The organism is Kitasatospora sp. NPDC057940, assembly GCF_042887425.1.
Taxonomy (GTDB): Bacteria; Actinomycetota; Actinomycetes; order Streptomycetales; family Streptomycetaceae; genus Kitasatospora.
On sequence record NZ_JBHVPH010000004.1, the window covers coordinates 100,469 to 115,322 of the forward strand.

General features: G+C 74.4%; 15 protein-coding genes. 6 read left to right on the plus strand and 9 right to left on the minus strand.

The genetic code is table 11. The annotated features are described in order from the left end of the window. Positions 1–20: 20 nt before the first annotated feature. Both ACFVTF_RS08730 and ACFVTF_RS08735 read right to left on the minus strand, forming a co-directional pair. On the minus strand, positions 21–215 hold the full coding sequence (locus ACFVTF_RS08730) for a hypothetical protein (RefSeq protein ID WP_387811022.1): 195 nt from the start codon (positions 213–215) through the stop codon (positions 21–23). A 4-nt stretch (positions 216–219) separates the two neighbouring features. Further along, positions 220–918, minus strand: coding sequence for a hypothetical protein (locus tag ACFVTF_RS08735; RefSeq protein ID WP_387811024.1), 699 nt, complete (start codon positions 916–918; stop codon positions 220–222). Between the two features lie 136 nt (positions 919–1,054). Between ACFVTF_RS08735 and ACFVTF_RS08740 the strand changes: the two genes are divergently transcribed. Then, a complete protein-coding gene (locus ACFVTF_RS08740) occupies positions 1,055–1,474 on the plus strand; it encodes a hypothetical protein (RefSeq protein WP_387811026.1) in 420 nt (139 codons plus the stop codon). Positions 1,475–1,542: 68 nt separating this feature from the next. On the opposite strand, the gene ACFVTF_RS08745 is transcribed toward ACFVTF_RS08740, so the two are convergent. The 3 genes from ACFVTF_RS08745 to def form a co-directional block, all read right to left on the minus strand. Then, entirely contained in the window at positions 1,543–4,011 is a 2,469-nt protein-coding gene (locus tag ACFVTF_RS08745) for an SAM-dependent methyltransferase (RefSeq protein ID WP_387811028.1), read from the minus strand. A 47-nt stretch (positions 4,012–4,058) separates the two neighbouring features. Beyond that, positions 4,059–4,307, minus strand: a complete 249-nt coding sequence (locus tag ACFVTF_RS08750) for a hypothetical protein (protein ID WP_387811031.1) — start codon at positions 4,305–4,307, stop codon at positions 4,059–4,061. 236 nt (positions 4,308–4,543) lie between these two features. Further along, positions 4,544–5,140 carry a peptide deformylase gene (def, locus tag ACFVTF_RS08755; RefSeq protein WP_387811033.1) on the minus strand — a complete coding sequence of 199 codons (597 nt, stop codon included), beginning with the start codon at positions 5,138–5,140 and terminating at the stop codon, positions 4,544–4,546. Positions 5,141–5,223: 83 nt separating this feature from the next. Between def and ACFVTF_RS08760 the strand changes: the two genes are divergently transcribed. Next, entirely contained in the window at positions 5,224–5,796 is a 573-nt protein-coding gene (locus ACFVTF_RS08760) for a winged helix-turn-helix domain-containing protein (RefSeq protein WP_387811036.1), read from the plus strand. Between the two features lie 223 nt (positions 5,797–6,019). Further along, positions 6,020–6,811: an aminoglycoside N(3)-acetyltransferase gene (locus ACFVTF_RS08765; RefSeq protein ID WP_387811038.1), complete on the plus strand. Its 792-nt coding sequence runs from the start codon at positions 6,020–6,022 to the stop codon at positions 6,809–6,811. A 13-nt stretch (positions 6,812–6,824) separates the two neighbouring features. On the opposite strand, the gene ACFVTF_RS08770 is transcribed toward ACFVTF_RS08765, so the two are convergent. Then, a complete protein-coding gene (locus ACFVTF_RS08770; protein WP_387811041.1) occupies positions 6,825–7,631 on the minus strand; it encodes a nucleotidyltransferase in 807 nt (268 codons plus the stop codon). Positions 7,632–7,912: 281 nt separating this feature from the next. On the opposite strand from ACFVTF_RS08770, the gene ACFVTF_RS08775 reads away from it, so the two are divergent. Then, positions 7,913–8,824 carry an LLM class flavin-dependent oxidoreductase gene (locus tag ACFVTF_RS08775; protein WP_371516441.1) on the plus strand — a complete coding sequence of 304 codons (912 nt, stop codon included), beginning with the start codon at positions 7,913–7,915 and terminating at the stop codon, positions 8,822–8,824. Positions 8,825–8,906: 82 nt separating this feature from the next. On the opposite strand, the gene hemC is transcribed toward ACFVTF_RS08775, so the two are convergent. The 3 genes from hemC to ACFVTF_RS08790 form a co-directional block, all read right to left on the minus strand. Next, the gene (gene hemC, locus ACFVTF_RS08780; RefSeq protein ID WP_350886445.1) at positions 8,907–9,842 is read right to left on the minus strand and encodes a hydroxymethylbilane synthase; all 936 of its coding nucleotides are present in this window, start codon (positions 9,840–9,842) and stop codon (positions 8,907–8,909) included. Between the two features lie 132 nt (positions 9,843–9,974). Then, entirely contained in the window at positions 9,975–12,284 is a 2,310-nt protein-coding gene (locus tag ACFVTF_RS08785; protein ID WP_387811045.1) for an ABC transporter permease, read from the minus strand. Beyond that, positions 12,281–13,006: an ABC transporter ATP-binding protein gene (locus tag ACFVTF_RS08790; protein WP_387811048.1), complete on the minus strand. Its 726-nt coding sequence runs from the start codon at positions 13,004–13,006 to the stop codon at positions 12,281–12,283. The genes ACFVTF_RS08785 and ACFVTF_RS08790 overlap by 4 nt, the downstream gene beginning before the upstream one ends. A 138-nt stretch (positions 13,007–13,144) precedes the next feature. On the opposite strand from ACFVTF_RS08790, the gene ACFVTF_RS08795 reads away from it, so the two are divergent. Both ACFVTF_RS08795 and ACFVTF_RS08800 read left to right on the plus strand, forming a co-directional pair. Beyond that, the gene (locus ACFVTF_RS08795; protein WP_387811051.1) at positions 13,145–14,020 is read left to right on the plus strand and encodes a sensor histidine kinase; all 876 of its coding nucleotides are present in this window, start codon (positions 13,145–13,147) and stop codon (positions 14,018–14,020) included. Then, on the plus strand, positions 14,017–14,751 hold the full coding sequence (locus ACFVTF_RS08800; RefSeq protein WP_387811054.1) for a response regulator: 735 nt from the start codon (positions 14,017–14,019) through the stop codon (positions 14,749–14,751). The genes ACFVTF_RS08795 and ACFVTF_RS08800 overlap by 4 nt, the downstream gene beginning before the upstream one ends. Positions 14,752–14,854: the final 103 nt, after the last annotated feature.

Here is a 14,854-nt window from a genome sequence, read left to right on the forward strand (position 1 = left end):
AGGACCTCTGAGGTCGATCTCTAGCCCGCAGCGCCGTCCTTCGCGATGACGGCCTGGGCCTGCTGCGTCCGCACGCTCAACTGCCGGGCGAAGCTCCGCAGGGAGTCGGCGTTGCTCGCGATGTACTGGTTGTCGTAGGCAATCTGCACCGCGACGACCTGGCCGACCGTGTTCAGCGAGATCTTGCAGGCGATGTCGACCTCGGCCGTCGACACCTCGTCAGGGGTGCGCAGGGGCAGCGTCCCAGCCGGTGGGGTGGTGCCCCCCCATGCCCCACTTCCGGTCGCTGTAGGCATCCGCCGGGCCGGCGTGGCTGTAGCCCTTCGTCTTCATGCACGCGCTCCACTCCGCGTACGCGGTGGTGAGGCGCGGGTCGGTGAGGGGGATCCGGGGGCCCTTGTCGGGCAGCCCCTGCGCGCCACCGGGGACGGGCGGTGCTCCGCCGAGCGCGTCCGCGCCGGCCTGCCAGCAGCCGCCCTTCGGCACCGGTTTGCCGTTGAAGCTCGTGCCCGGCTTCCCCGAGGAGTCCGATCCGTAGAGCACTGAGGTGACATCCCGGGAGAGGTCGGAATCGGGTATGACCTGATTCCGGTCGTACCCCTTCTCGGCCGCTTTCGCGGGGGCGAAGTACCCGTAGAGCTGCGTCCGTTCCTTGGCCGCCGTCGCCGCCTGGGCGAAGGCGTCGTCGGTCTCCTCCGGGGTCTGGAGGCCGAAGTCCTTCATGCAGCGGACGGTGGCGAGATGCGAGGCCCGGCTGATCGTCGTCTGGTTGATCGACTCGATGACCTGCCGTAGCGGCTTGAACAGATGCGCCCCGGCCCGTTCGGGTTCGCCCTGCAGTCGGGTGTCGGTGGCTGTCCGGTCGAAGCCGAAGGTCTCCATCCTCCGCGCGGGTGAGTCGAGTTGGACCTTGCGCATGATTCGGCGGGGCTGGACCGCGAGACAGTATGGGGCCATGGTCACGTTTGGGACACCGACAGCCGCTGCCGTCTCCGAGAGTCAGCCCCCTGCCCGTTGGGTGGTCCGAGTCGCGCACATTGCGGCACTCACCGCTGTGCCGTCCGGGATCTGGCGGATCGCGCTGGGGGTCGGCATACCGGTGGGATTCAACACCACGGGATTGGACATCCCCGGCTGGTTCAGCGCCATGTGCATCGCGATGAGCTTGGGTACCGAAGGCCTCACGTTGCTCACCCTTGGGCTGGTCAAGCCCTGGGGCGAGGTGGTGCCGGGCTGGATCCCGCTGATCGGAGGGAAGCGTGTCGCGCCGCTGGCGGCGGTGATTCCGGCGTTGCTCGGCGCGGCCGTTGTGATGCTGTTGACGATCCCCCGGGCGGGCGGCTTCGGAGGGGCCCAGGGAGCCCCGACCGGGCCGGCGCTCGTCGTGATGGACGCCTGTTACGCACCACTGCTGCTGTGGGGGCCACTGCTCGTGGTCGTCACGATCTCCTACTACCGGCGGCGCCTGAACTGAGCAGGCGCAGTCAACCTCGTTCGGCCAGCCCGGACCCCTTGGACTCATCCATCTGGAGCGCCGCGCGGTCAGAGGCCCGCCTCCCAGAACGCGCGCCGCACCGTGTGCAGGGCGGTGGCGGACTGCTCCCAGCCGTGCCACCAGAACAGGCCGCCACTGTGGCTCGCCTCGGCGGCGAGCGCCGTCAGGTGCGCCCAGGGCCCGGCCGGGAGGCCGAACTGCGGGCGGGCGGCCAGGCGTTCGGCCGCTTCGGCGGCGACCGGCACCATGCCGACCACCGGCAGCGGCGGGCCGCCGGGCGCGTGGCCGGTGCCGGTGGTGCCGGTGGTGCCGGTGGTGCCGGTGCCGGTGCCGGTGCCGGTGCCGGTGAGCATCGGGTGCAGGGTGATCGGGTCGAGCAGCAGGGTCAGTTCGGCGGACGGCAGCGGTGCGGGGCCGTCGCGCCAGCTGAGGCGCTTGCCGGTGAACTCCGCGTGGAGGACCGGCTGTCCGTCGAGGGCGACGCCGTCCGCGGCCACCCGTAGCTCCGCGCCGCGGCCGCCCGGCAGCTGCACCCGGTAGCAGCCGTACAGATACGGCGGGACGGCCGATGCCGCCACGGCCCGGGCGTAGGGGACGGCGACGCCGTCCACCTCGAAGCCCGCCGGGCCGACCACGACGGCGGCCGCCGTGGGCACGCCGTCGACCGTGACGCGGACCCGCAGCGCCGGGCCACCCCCACCCGGACCGACGGAGACGACCAGTTCGCGCCCGGCCTCGTCCGCCGCCCGGTAGTCGCCGACCAGGTCGGCGAGCGGCGGCACGTCCGGCAGGGCGTACTCGGCGAGCTGCACCGAGAACTCCGCCACCGCCACCCGCCCGGCGGGCCACACCGCGCCGACCAGTCGGCGCCGCCCGTCCCGGCCGACCTCGGTGCGCAGTTCGCCGCCGCAGTCGTTGCCGTCCTCGACCCGCCAGCGCAGCACGCCGTGGGCGTGGTGCGGGGCGGTGATCCGCCGGCCGTTGACGTGGATCCGGTGCCGGGGCGGGTCGGTGGCGCGTCCCAGGACGTAGACGTCGAGGTCGCCGTCCGGCGTGCCGTAGAGGCCCGTCCACGGGTACAGGGCCTCGGCGAGGACGGTGTCCAGGTCGCGCCGGATGCTGCTCCCGTCGACCCCGAGCCCGCCGACCCCGAGCCCGCCGTCGAGTCCGCCCCCGTGCCCGCCGTCGCGCACCGACCGGAGCAGCGCGCGCGCCTCCGACTTGCGGGTGAGCAGGGTGCGCAGCCGCCGCGCCGCCTCCGGGGTCGGCCGCCGGTAGCGGCCCTTGGCGGCGGCCTGCATGGCGGAGTCCTCGCGGCGGGCCAGCAGGGCGCGTTCGGCGTCGGCGAGGTCCGGCGGCGCCCAGGACGCCACCGCCGCCTCGGGCTCCCGGACGAAGCGTTCGCGCAGGGCGCCGTCCTCCCCCAGGGCGAGGACGAAGCGGGCGGCGGGCGTGTCCTCCTGCCAGTGGTAGCCGCCGGGGACGTGGAAGTCCGCGAAGCCGTCGAGGGCGGCGAGTTCGCGCGGCCCGTAGTCGTCGATCGTCCGGACCGGGCCGGTGGGCGGCCGCACGGTCTGGCCGGGCCGGATCAGGCCCAGTCGCTCCAGCATCCGCGGGTCGGCCGGGGCGGCGACGGCCGGCGGGAGGTACCAGGTGGAGGCGCTGGTGACGGTCCGCTGCACGGCCCGGTCCCGGAGCCCGGCGACGGTGTGCCGGTCGGTGACGGGGGCGGTGCCCCGGTAGCGGGCGCCGATGTAGTTGACCACGGGGTGGTCCGGGCCGTAGACCTCCTCCAGCCGGTCGACCAGGACGGGCAGCCGGTGGTTGAAGAACCCGGTGCGCTGGTAGCCGAGTTCGCCGACCAGCCCGACCTGCCAGAGCACCAGGTGCAGGCCCGGGTCGATCCGCCGGCCGCGGATCAGCAGGTCCGAGGCCTCGAAGGTCTGCATGCCGGGGCTGCTCGGGTCCACGCCGAGGTCGGCGCACAGGACGTCCAGCGCGCTGATCCCCGGCCGCATCACGGCCGCGTGGCCCTCACGGCGGGCGATCCGGACGGCGCGGTGGCTGGAGAGGACGAACACGCCCGGATGGCCGTAGAAGACCGCCGCCACCCGCCGCCCGGCCCGGACGAAGTGCAGGATCGCCTCGGACATCTGCACGTACGTCAGGTAGCGGTCCTTGGCGTCGTCGTAGAGGACGCCGAGGTCGTAGGAGTCGGGCCGCCAGGCCTTGATCCGCACCACCGTCACCGGGTCGGCGACGCAGTGGAAGACGTGGTCCGCCTCGCGGAGCAGCCGCTCGTCGGCGCGGGTGAACCCGGCCGCCTCGATGCCGGAGCCGAGCACGGTCAACTCGCCCTTGGGCGTGGCCGGTTCGGCGGGCCCGCCGTCCTGCTCGGGGCTGCCCGGCCCGGGGGCGGCGGCGATGGCCCGGGCCAGCTCCGCCCAACGGTCCTCGTGCTCGCGGCGGGTCGGGAAGCGGTCGAAGGGGCGGCCGTACGGGCGGTCCGGGTCCATCGGGCGGCGTCGGTCGGTGTCGGCGGCGGCGGTCGGTACCGGCGGCGTCAGGCGGCGTCGACGGCGAAGTCCGTCTGGACGACCTGCGGTGGGGGATCCATCAGGCCCGGGGCGTCGACCTCGAAGTCCATCTGGGTGATCTGCGGCGCGGGCTCCGTCAGGATCGGGCTGTCCAGGTCGAAGTCCGTCCGGCCGACCTGGCGGAAGGGCTCGTCCGCGACGGTGCCGGGGTCCAGCGTGAGATCGGCGTCCACGTCGATGTCGACGACGTCGACGGCCAGGCTGCTTGCGGTCACGGTAGGCATTCGACAGTCACTCGTCCCCTCGGAGCCGCGGGCGTTCGCGCGTTCATGCTACTGAACACCAGTTCGCGCCGACAGCCCCGCGGGTACGGCTGCGCCAGGCGGAACGGGAGCCGCGAAGGAACGCGACCGCCCCGCCCGACACGTCGGCGCCGAATGCCGACAGTTCCCCGCTGTCCGGGTGCGCCGCCCCCGGACCGGCCCGCACCCGGGGCTCCGGTCGGGCGCGGTCAGCGGGCCGCTGACCGGGCGGCGCGGGCGGCCCGCTGGGCCCTCTTGGCGAGGACGTCCTCCCGGCGGTCGGCGGTCTGGCGCAGGACGCGCTTGCGGTCCCGGTCGGACAGCCGGTCGATGTACAGCTGCCCGTTCAGGTGGTCGGTCTCGTGCTGGAGGCAGCGGGCGAAGTAGCCGGTCCCCGCGGCGGTGACGGCGGCGCCGTGCTGGTCGAAGCCGTGCACCACCACCTCGGCCGGGCGGGCGAGTTCGGTGCCGGCACCGGGGACGGAGAGGCAGCCCTCGGTGTCCTCGATCAGGCGGCGGCCGGGCTCGCGGGGCTCGACGACCGGGTTGAGTACGTGGCCGACGTGCCGGACGCCCTGGTCGTCGCGGCAGTCGTAGACGAAGAGGCTCAGGTCCACGTCCACCTGGTTGGCCGCGAGCCCGCAGCCGTCGGCGACCTGCATGGTGGCGAACATGTCCTCGATGAGGCGGGCCAGCCGCTCGCTGCCGAAGTCCTCCCCGGTCGCCGGGCGGCAGGTGCGGCGGAGGATGTCCTCCCCCACCTCGGTGATCCGCAGGACGGTCGGGCGTTCACGCAGTTCGGACATCGGCGCTCCCTCGTCGACACCGTCGGCACGACGGCAAGGATGACGGCTTGTCATCGACTTTGCAAAGTAGCAGACTTTGCAAAGTGACCGAAGATGCCAGAGGCGCCGAAGACACCGAAGACCTCACCGCACCGCCCGCCACCGGCGCCCTCCCCCAGCACCCCGTACGCACCGCGCTCCTCGGCCTCCTCGCCGAGCAGGCCGCCCTCACCTCCACCGAGGCCGCCGCCGCCACCGGGTACAGCTCCGGCCTGTGCTCCTTCCACCTGCGGCAGCTGGCCCGCCACGGCCTCATCGAGGAGGCTCCCGCCACCGACGGCCGCGCCCGCCCCTGGCAGCTCCCGCAACCGTCCCAAAAACCCCACCAGCACGCCGCAGCCGACGAGTTCGGGGAACTCGCGCGCGGCCTGGAGGACGAGAGCTACCAGCGCTGGCTCGCCCACCGCGACACGGCCCCGGCCGACTGGCGCCAGGACGAGGCGTTCAGCACCGTCCTCTACCTGACCCCCGCCGAACTGGCCGCCGTCGGCGAGGCCGTCCGCCAGGTGCTGGCCCGCTATCGCGACCGCGAGGCCGACCCGGCCGACCGGCCGGCCGGCGCCCGCCCGGTCGCCGCCGTGGCCCGCCTCTTCCCGCTCCTCCCGGACGGGCGCTGACGGGCAGGGCCGCCTGCACCACGTACAGACGGAGCAGGAAGTCGGCCGGACCGACTTCCTGCTCCGCGACCGTCGACCATCACGGGAAGTTCAAGGCCAGGCCGCCCGGCCGGCGGCCCGCCGCTCCCGCGCGCCCACCAGGGCCAGATGGAGAGCCGGGCCGTGTTCAAGGCGAGGAAAAACCCGCTGGCGCGCCGGCCCCACCCACCTGCAAGCTGGCCCGATGCACGTCAACGGCCCCCTCTGCACCCGCCAGTCCCTCACCGCCGAGCTGCGTGCCGCCGGGGTCGAACCCGGCGGCACGCTGCTCGTGCACTCCTCGCTGCGCTCCCTCGGCTGGGTCTCCGGCGGGCCGGTCACCGTCGTCCAGGCCCTGCTCGACGCCCTCGGACCGACCGGCACCCTCGTCGTCCCCACCCACACCGGCGACAACTCCGACCCCGCAGGCTGGTCCAACCCGCCGGTGCCGGAGGCCTGGTGGCCCGACATCCGGGCGTCCTGGCCCGCGTACGACCCGCAGGTGAGCCCCACCCTGGGCATGGGCGCCATCCCCGAGACCGTCCGGACCTGGCCCGGCGCCCGGCGCAGCGCCCACCCCCAGACCTCCTTCGCCGCCCTCGGCCCGGGCGCCGCCGAGACCACCGACGGGCACGCCCTCGACTGCCTGCTCGGCGAGTCCAGCCCGCTCGCCCGGCTGGAGGACCGCGACGCCCAGGTCCTGCTGCTGGGCGTCGACTTCGGCTCCTGCACCTGCTTCCACCTCGCCGAATACCGCGTCCCGGGCCCGAGCGAGGACATCTCCTTCGCCGCCCTCACCCCCGAGGGCCGGCAACGGCTCACCGTCCGCGACCGGGCCGTCCGCGCCGACGACTTCGCCGAACTCGGCACCGCCTTCGAGGCCGACCGCCCGAAGGCCGTCCGCCACGCCACGGTCGGCGCCGCCACCACCCGCCTCTTCCGCCTCCGCGACGCCGTCGCCTACGCGCAGCACTGGCTGCCCGAGCACCGGGCGTAGGGCGTGTCCGATTTCAGGTCCGGGGCGTCTTCTCCCCGTGGACGGCGGTGTACTCGGCCGCCAGCCACGGCCCGAGGTCCTCGGTGAGCACCGTGAGGACGGCCGGGTCCGCCGTCGGCGTGCGCGCCACGGTCGCCGCCAGACGCATCTGCTCGGCGCGCTCCGGGTAGTAGTGGGCGAACGCCCCGGCGGACTCGGCGAGATCGCTGGTCCAACCACCCCACCGCGGCATCACCAGGGTGAAGCCCGTCCGCACGATCCGGCGGGCGACCGCGCGGCCGAGCGCTCGGCGTTCGGCGGGTGTACCGGCCGAGCCCGCCCGCTCGCGCCAGCGCGGGAGGGCAAGGGCGAGATCACCGTTGGTCTCACGGGCGAGCGTGGAGGTGGGGCGGTAGCGGGGCAGTCCGGCGGCGAGGTCGTCACCGAGCAAAGGGGTGCACAGGCAGGCCACGAACCAGCCCAGATCGTGACGTTCGAGCTCGCTCAGCAGCGTGTCGGCACTGAACACGAGGATTCCGACACCGTTGACCTGCGGGAAGGAAGCATCGAGGCGGGATTCGAGCGCATCGGCATCGGCCCGGTCGGCGGCGGAGGGCTCCTGCCTCAGGGCGAGCAGGAGATCGAGATCGGAGACCTCGGGGATCGCGGTACCGCGCGGGATGCTGCCGTAGAGGTAGGCGCTGTGCAGCCGGGGGCGGTCGAAGACCTCGGCGATCAGCGTCCGGGCGGCGGCGACCACGGGTGCGAACACCTCGGGCACCCGGCCCAATGAGCCCTCCCGTGCGATGAAGCCGTCGTCGTCCAAGCCCGCGGTGGTCATGGGCGTACTCTGCCGGTTCCCGCACCCCCCGAGCGAGCCGATTTCGGACGCCGGGCATGGCGAATCGTCAACTCCGCGGTGATTCCCGGGCATCATTCCAGGCACGGACGCGAGGGGAACGGCGTTGGACCCAGGGAACACCTCGCGCCACCGTCGCCGCACTCCGACGAGCACGCTCCCCGGAACGACGAGCCGCAGGACGGGGAGCAGGGCCGTGCACCGCGCGCGGGCCGCGGAGGAGCGGCGCCCGTATGCGGCCTGCCCTCCGGAGGATGATCCCCATGCAGCCCGACCCTCAGCCCACCTCCCAGCCCGCCCCGCAAACCGCCCCGCAGGCCGTCAAGATCGGCCTCGGTCTGCCCCTCCAGGACCCCGTCCTGCTGTTCGAGTGGGCCCGGCGGGCCGACGCCGGCCCGTTCAGCACGCTCGGCCTGGCGGACCGGGTGGTGTTCGACAACCCCGAACCGCTGGTGACGCTGGCCGCCCTGGCCGGCGCCACGTCCCGCGTCCGCCTCCAGACCGAGGTGCTGCTCGCGCCGCACCACGTCCCCGCGCTGCTCGCCAAGCAGACCGCCACCCTGGACCTGCTCTCCGGCGGGCGGTTCACGCTCGGCCTCGGCGTCGGCGGCCGGGAGGACGACTTCCTGGCCGCCGGCATCGACCCGCGCCGCCGGGGCCGGCTCCTGGACGAGCGGATGGCGGTGCTGCGCCGACTCTGGGCCGGTGAGCCGTTCGGCGAGGGGGTCGGCCCGGTCGGGCCCGCGCCGGCGACGCCGGGCGGCCCCGAGGTGCTGTTCGGCGGCTTCGCCCCGGCCGCGCTGGACCGGGTCGGCCGGTTCGGGGACGGCTTCCTCGGCGCGGGGGTGCCGCCGGAGGTGATGGCCGGGCTGTTCCAGGACGTCGAGAAGTCCTGGCAGCGGCACGGCCGCGACGGTCGGCCCCGGCTGGTCGCCCAGGCGAACGCCGTCCTCGGCTCGGCGGAGACGGTCGAGCAGGCCCGGCGCAACATCCGCGCGTACTACGAGTCCAGCGGCCGCGCCGACCGGATGGAGGAGGGCCTGCTCACCACGCCGGAGGCGGTCCGGGCCGCCGTGGCCGGCTTCACGGCCATCGGCGCGGACGAGGTGATGCTGTACTGCTGGTCCCCCGAGGTGGACCAGGTGGACCGCTTCGCCGAACTGCTGTTCCGGTAGCGGTCGGTCGCAGAGCCGGAAACCAGTGCGGGATGCTGGACATCAGTGCGGGATACCGGAGATCGGTTCGGGGTGCCGGGGGTCAGTGCGGGATGCCCGCGATCAGCTCCTGTGCGCCCTGCCGCTTGAGCGCCAGCGCCGTGGAGGTGCCGAGGTCCTCGGGGCTGAGCGCGCCGGCCCACTCGTGGGCGTCCAGCACCTGCTTGCCGTCCGGGCTGAAGACCCGGCCGCGCATCGAGAGCCGACCGTCCGGTTCGGCCTTGGCGTAACCGGCGATCGGGCTGTTGCAGTGGCCCTGGAGGACGTGCAGGAACATCCGCTCGGCCGCCGCCTCGCGCCAGGTGTCGCGGTGGCCGAGCGCGGCGACCGCGTCGACGGTGACGACGTCGTCCTCGCGGCACTGCAGGACGAGGATGCCGGCGCCGATCGGCGGGCACATCGCGTCGAGGTCCAGGATCTCGGTGATCCGCGCCTGCTCGCCGATCCGCTCCAGCCCGGAGACGGCGAGCAGCAGCGCGTCGGCCTCCCCGGCGGCCAGCTTGGCCAGCCGGCTGTTGGCGTTGCCGCGGATCGGCACGCACACCAGGTGCGGGTGGGAGGCGGCGAGTTGGGCGACCCGGCGGACGGAGGAGGTGCCGATCCGGGTGCCGGGCGGCAGTTCGGCGAGGGTCAGGCCGCCGGGGTGGACGAGGGCGTCGCGGATGTCGTCGCGGCGCAGGTAGGCGGCGAAGACGGTGCCGGCGGGCAGCGGGCGGTCGGCGGGCACGTCCTTGAGGCAGTGCACGGCGACGTCGGCCTCTCCGGCGAGCAGCGCGGCGTCGACCTCCTTGGTGAACGCGCCCTTGCCGCCGAGCCGGGCGAGGTCGCCCATCCAGCGGTCGCCGGAGGTGGTGACCGGCACCACCTCGGTGCGCAGGCCCGGGTGCAGGGCGGCGAGTTCGGCGCGGACCCGCTCGACCTGGGCGAGCGCCATGGGCGAGGAGCGGGAGACGATGCGGATCAGCTCAGCGGTGGCCATGGCGCGATGATAGGCGCTCGAACGCCGGGCCCTGATCCTGCGTCAGCCAAGCGGCCGAAGGCGTGGCGAACCTGACGGACACGCCGGACGGCCGGGCGACGAACCGCCCGGCCGCCCTCGCGCCGCCCCCGCTCACTCGTTGTGCAGCACCTCGGCGATCGGCAGCCGGGCCGCCGAGCGGGCCGGGACGAGGGCGCCGAGGACGGCGATCGCGACGCCCGCCAGCGCGAGCCCGGCCAGCAGCGGGGCACCCCAGACGTCGATCATGTGCTCCGGGAAGGCCAGGATCCGGACGTTCTCGGCGATCAGCCGGTGCACCACGATCCCGACCGGGATGCCGATGACGCCGCTGAGCGCGCCCTGCCAGGCCACCGAGGTGACCGTCATCGCGACGACCTGGCGGGGCGTCATGCCGATGGACTTCAGCATGCCGATGTCCCGGCGGCGCTCGCGGATGGTGAGCAGCAGGGTGTTGAAGACGCCCAGCGAGGCGACCACCGACAGCAGGACGGTGAAGGTCGTGCTGAAGGTCTGGATCGCGACGACGGGCCCCGCCGAACTCTCCGCGACCACCGAGGGCGTCAGGCTCGGGTCGGCGTCGGTGACCGCCTTCCGGTAGGCGGCGGCGTCGGCGCCGTCGGCGAGCCGCACGTCGTACTCGACCGTGTGCGGGTCGGGGGTGAGCGCGGCCCGGGTGGCGTCGTTGGAGGTGATCGCGTTCGCGTTGCCCTGGATCTCCTCGCCGACGATGGTGACGGCCCGCTGTCGTCCCTCCAGGGTCAGGGTGATCCGGTCGCCGAGCCTGAGCCCGCGCTGGTCGAGGAAGGCCGGCCCGGCCTGGACCTCGTCCGGCCCGGTCGCCGGGCGGCCCTTGACCACCCGCAGCCACCTGGTGCCGGCGATGTCGTCGCCGCCGTAGAAGTCCATGAAGACGGGCTGGGTGTGGCCGACCACGCCCACCCGGACCAGCCCCCGGGTGACGACCTGCGCGGCCCCCGGGGTGGCGCGCAGCATCGCCTCGGTCTGGGCCGGGGTCAGCCGCGGCTCGACCGTGTTGCCCTGGAAGTGGCCGGTCTGCACGTTGACGTGGGTCTTGTCGTCGGCCGGGGCCATGCTCCTGGCCAGGGTGCTGCTCAGGCCGGTGGTGACCGTCACGGTGACCACGCCGAGCACGATCGCCGCCATGGTCAGCGCCGTCCGGCCCGGGCGGGCGAAGGGCTGGCCGAGGCCGAGGCTGACGGCGCGCGGCAGCCGGGTGCCGCTCAGCCGGCGCTGGACCTTCAGCCCACGCCCGGTGCGCGGGGCGCTGCCGGCCGAGATCGCCTGGGCGGCGGAGAGCCGGTGGGCGCGCGAGGCCGGGACGAACGCGGCGGCGACGACCAGCAGCGGGACGCCGACCAGGGTGGCGGCGGGCAGCCAGCCGGCCGGCTCGATCACGGCGGTGCCGGTCGAGATGCCGCTGAAGGCGGTCTCCAGGATCGGGTACGCCCCCGCCCAGCCGGCCGCCGTCCCGAGGACCGTGCCGACGACCGCGGGCACCGAGACCATGGTCAGGTAGACCGTGACCACCTGGCGCGGGGTGAAGCCGATCGACTTCAGCACGCCGATGTGCCGGTAGCCGGAGACCACCGCGCCGCTCACCACGTTGCCGACGATCAGCGCCGCGACGACCAGGCCGAGCACGCCGAAGACCGTCATCACCGGCAGGTAGGCGTCGGCGCCGGCGGAGAAGGCCTGCTTGAGCACCAGGTACGACTGCGCGCTGGCGAGCGCGCCCTCGGGCAGTCCCTCGGTGGCCGCGCCGAGGGAGGCCGTCAGCCGCTGCTCGGTGTCCGCGTCGGCGAAGCGGTAGAGCATCTGACGGCCGGTGGGGTGCAGGGCGGCCGCCTGCTCGGGGACGACCCAGCCGCCGGCGGACTGGCTCATGCCGCTGGCGAAGCCGACGATGGTGAGCTTCAGCCCGGTGGCGGTGGTGAGCGAGGTGCCGAGGAACATCGTCGCGGCGCCGCCGCCCGGCTGCTGGATGACCACCTCTCCGGGCGCCGTGGCCCAGCGGCCGCCCAGCAGCTGCACCCGGTCCACCGGCCCGGCCGGATCGGCCCGGCCGACCAGGGTCAGCGGGCCCGGCGGGCGGCCGACCCAGTCGGTGGGGATCTCCACCACGGCCTGGTCGAACGGCCCGGCGGCCGCCTCCACGCCCGGCCGGTGGGCGGTGGCGGCCAGCTGCTCCGCCGAGACCCTGGCCGGGTCGAAGGCCGCCACGACGTGCGCGCCGCGCTCGGCGTCGAAGGCGTCGTCGAAGGGGGCCCGGGCGGCGCTGATCACCGCCAGGGCGAGCAGCACGGTCGTGGTGGAGCAGAAGACGACCAGGCCGATCACGAAGGTCTGCACCCGGCGGCGCTTCACGGCCGCCCGGGACGCCCGCCACACGGCGCCGGTCATGCGGACGCCTCCAGGGCCCGCTCGCGCGCCACCTTGCCGTCCGCGACCTCGACCAGGCGGCTGGCGCAGCGGGTGGCCAGGTTGGGGTCGTGGGTGACGATCAGCAGGGTCTGGCCGATCTGGTTGAGGTCGATCAGCAGGTCCATCACCTGCTCGCCGGAGCGGCTGTCCAGTGCGCCGGTCGGCTCGTCGGCGAGCAGCAGCGCCGGGCGGTTCATCAGGGCCCGGGCCACCGCGACCCGCTGGCGCTCGCCGCCGCTGAGCGCGGCCGGGTAGGTGTCCTTGCGGTGCGCGACGCCGAGTTCGTCCAGCAGTTCCAGGGCGCGGCGGCGCGCCTGGCGGGCCGTGGTGCCGGTCAGCTGGGCGGCCAGGGCGACGTTGTCGAGGGCGGGCAGGTCGTCGATCAGGTTGAAGAACTGGAAGATCATGCCGATGTGGCGGCGGCGGAACAGGGCCAGCCCGGTCTCGTTCAGCTGCCCGAGGTCCTGGCCGTGCACCCGGACGGTGCCGGAGGTCGGCCGGTCCAGCCCGGCGACCATGTTCAGCAGGGTGGACTTGCCGCACCCGGAGGGGCCCATCACGGCGACCGCCTCGCCCGCCCGGATCCGCAGGTCGACGCCGTCGAGCGCCTTGGCGTCGCCGAACTCCTTGTGGACCCCGGACAGCTCGACGACGGTCTGCACGTCGTCCGGCGGGGTGGTCCCGTCGTGGTCGTTGCTCATGGTGGACGACGGTAGGCGCGGGCCCCCGGGCCGGGCGTCCCACCCGGGGTGTAGCCGGGGCGGCCGTAGTACCCGGGATGTACGCGGGCGGCACCCCCGGATGATGTCGATCATGGCCTGGACTGGGAAACTGGCGGCGTGTGGGGAACGGGGACGGACTGGGCCGCCGTAGCGGTGGCGAGTGCGGCGGTGGCGGGTACGGCGGTCGCGGCGGCCGGCTGGCTGGGCGTCGCGCTCGCCCGGGCGCGGCGGCTGCACCGGGCGGCCATCGGCGAGCGCGGCTGGCTGCTGGAACGGGAGCGGGAGAGCGCCGCCCGTACCGCCGTGGACGCCGAACGGGCGCGCATCGCGGCCGAGTTGCACGACATCGTCAGCCACAACGTGAGTCTGATGGTGGTCCAGGCCGGGGCCGCGCGCGAGGTGATCACCACCCTGCCCGGGGAGGCGGCGGCGGCGATGGGCGCCGTCGAGGCCGCCGGGCGCGACGCGATGACCGAGCTGCGGCACCTGCTCGGGCTGCTCGCCCCGGCCGCCGACGGCACCGAGGAGGAGGCGGACGGTTTCGCGCCGCAGCCCAGTCTGAGCCGGCTCGGGCCGCTGATCGACCGGTTCGCCTTCGCCGGGCTGCCGGTGGAGGTGCGGATCTCGGGTGAGCCGAGACCGCTGCCCGGCGGCGTCGACGTGACGGCGTACCGGATCATCCAGGAGGCGCTGACCAACGCGCTCAAGCACGGGGACGGGGTGACGGCCGAGGTGACGGTGCGCTACGCGGACCACTACCTGCGGGTGGAGGTGCTCAACAGCGGGCCGAGCGTGCTGGCGGGCGCCCACGCCGGGCCCGCGCGGCCCGCCGACGCCGGGTCCGCGCAGCCCGCCCGGCCGGCCGACGGCGCCGGGCGCGGGCTGCTCGGCCTGCGCGAGCGCGTCGCCGTGTACGGCGGCGACCTCGACGCCCGGCGCCGGCTCGGCGGCGGCTACCGGGTCCGCGCCCGCATCCCGCTGGACCGGCCGTGACCGGGGCCGGCGTGGAGCGGGGGCCGGAGCAGCAGCCGGAGCGGGAGCGCCGCCCCCGGGTGGTGATCGCCGACGACCAGGAGCTCGTCCGCACCGGCTTCCGGATGATCCTCACCGCGCGCGGCATCGACGTGGTCGCCGAGGCCGCCGACGGCGCCGAGGCGGTGGCGGCCGCCGTCGCGCACCGGCCGGACGTCGCGCTGCTGGACATCCGGATGCCCGGCATGGACGGCCTGGAGGCCGCCCGCCGGATCCTCGCCCGGGCGCCCGGTTGCCGGGTGATCATGCTGACCACCTTCGACCTCGACCACTACGTCTACGCCGCCCTCGCCGCCGGGGCCAGCGGCTTCCTGCTCAAGGACGTCACCTCCGCCCATCTCGCCGCCGCCGTGCGCCTGGTGGACACCGGGGACGCCCTGCTCGCCCCCTCGATCACCCGGCGGCTGGTCGAACGCTTCGCGGCCGGCGCCCCGCGCCCCGCCCCCGGCGCCGACGGCCCGCCGCTGCACCGCAACCTCGCCCCGCTCACCCCGCGCGAGGCGGAGGTGCTGGCACTGCTCGGACGCGGGCTGTCCAACGCCGAGTTGGCGATGGAACTGACGCTCAGCGAGTCGACGGTGAAGACGCACGTCGCCCGGATCTTCGCCAAGCTCGACCTGCGCGACCGGGCCCAGGCGGTCGTCCTCGCGTACGAGACCGGGCTGGTCTCGCCGGGAGGCGGCACCGAATGACGTCCGGTCAACTCCCCTAATTCGCATGACAATCATCTATCTAACTCGTTAGAGCTAACTCCCGGTCTGATTCACATTTTTGCCAGTTCATGGGGGAACATCT